Below are 1,234 nucleotides of genomic sequence, written 5' to 3' on the forward strand. Positions count from 1 at the left end.
CTCGCCCCGCTCGCCGACTCTCCACTTCCGGCCTGTGCGCCGGCACCGCCCCAGAGTCCGCAAGTGGAGAGTCGGCGAAAGGTCGCGCGAGGAGGCGCGCGGGGAGAGGTGCGGGAAGGCGCGCGGGGAGGCGCGGGGTGGCGCGCCGTGAGGGGCGTGGAGCGCGGGGTGCTACGCGCCCGACGCCAGGGCGAGGGCCGTCGCCACGCGGGCGACCTCGTCCGGGCCGCCCGCCAGGGCGCCGACGGTGACGCGGACGTGGCCCGACCCGCCCGCGTCGCCGCCGTCCGCCGGGTCCGGCGCGGTCGTCGCGCGGAACGGCCGGCCGGGCGCCACGCGGATGCCCGCCGCGGCCAGCCGGACGAGTGCCGTCGCCTCGTCGGCGACCGGCACCCACAGGTTGATCCCGTCGCCGGGCTGGACCTCGACCCCGTGCGCCGCGAGCGCCGTGCTCAGCGCCCGCTGCCGCGCGTAGTACGTCCGGCGGGCCTGGGCGACGGCCGCGAGCGCGTCGCCGTCGTCGAGCAGGTCGGCGAGCACGTGCTGCAGCAGCCGGCTGGTCCACCCGGGCCCGAGCATCCGCCGCGCCACGACCCGGTCCAGCACCACCGCGGGCCCGCCGACCGCCGCGATCCGCAGGTCCGGCCCGTGCGACTTGGAGTACGACCGCACGTGCACGACCCGGTCGGGCAGGTGGCTGCCGAGGGAGACGTCGGCGGACGACGCGATCTCCCCGGAGTGGTCGTCCTCGACGACCGTGAGCCCGGCACCGGGGGTCGCGGCGAGGTGCCGGCGGACCACGGCCGCGATCTCCCGGGCCCGGGTCGACGTCATCGAGACGCCGGTGGGGTTGTGCGCCCGGGGCTGCAGGACGACCACCTCGGCGCCGGTGCGCAGCGCGGCCTCCAGCGCGTCCGGCCGCACGCCCTGCCGGTCGAGCGGCACCGGCACCCGTTCCAGGCCGAGCTGGTCGCACAGGTCGAAGATCGGCGGGAACGACGGGTCCTCGACGACGACCCGGTCGCCGAACCCCGCGAGCTGCTCCAGCGTCCGGCTCATCGCGTCGACCGCGCCGTCCACGACCGTGACCCGCTGCGGCGTGAACGGCCAGGACGCGCGCAGCAGGCGCTCCAGCGGCTCGACGACGGGGGTGCCCAGGTAGGAGCCGGTGCCGGCGGCGGGCGTCGCGGCCGCCACCCGGGCCAGCGCGCGCCCGAGCGGCGGCAGCAGCGCG

At 78.7% G+C, this 1,234-nt stretch carries 1 protein-coding gene; it reads right to left on the reverse strand.

Features of this window, described 5'->3' with window-relative positions; genetic code table 11:
- Positions 1-171: 171 nt before the first annotated feature.
- Positions 172-1,234 (reverse strand): aminotransferase class I/II-fold pyridoxal phosphate-dependent enzyme (locus FA014_RS19460; RefSeq protein ID WP_154731245.1); only part of this gene is annotated, 1,063 nt, incomplete at its 5' end.

Source organism: Cellulomonas hominis, assembly GCF_005239125.1.
Classification (GTDB): Bacteria; Actinomycetota; Actinomycetes; order Actinomycetales; family Cellulomonadaceae; genus Cellulomonas; species Cellulomonas hominis_A.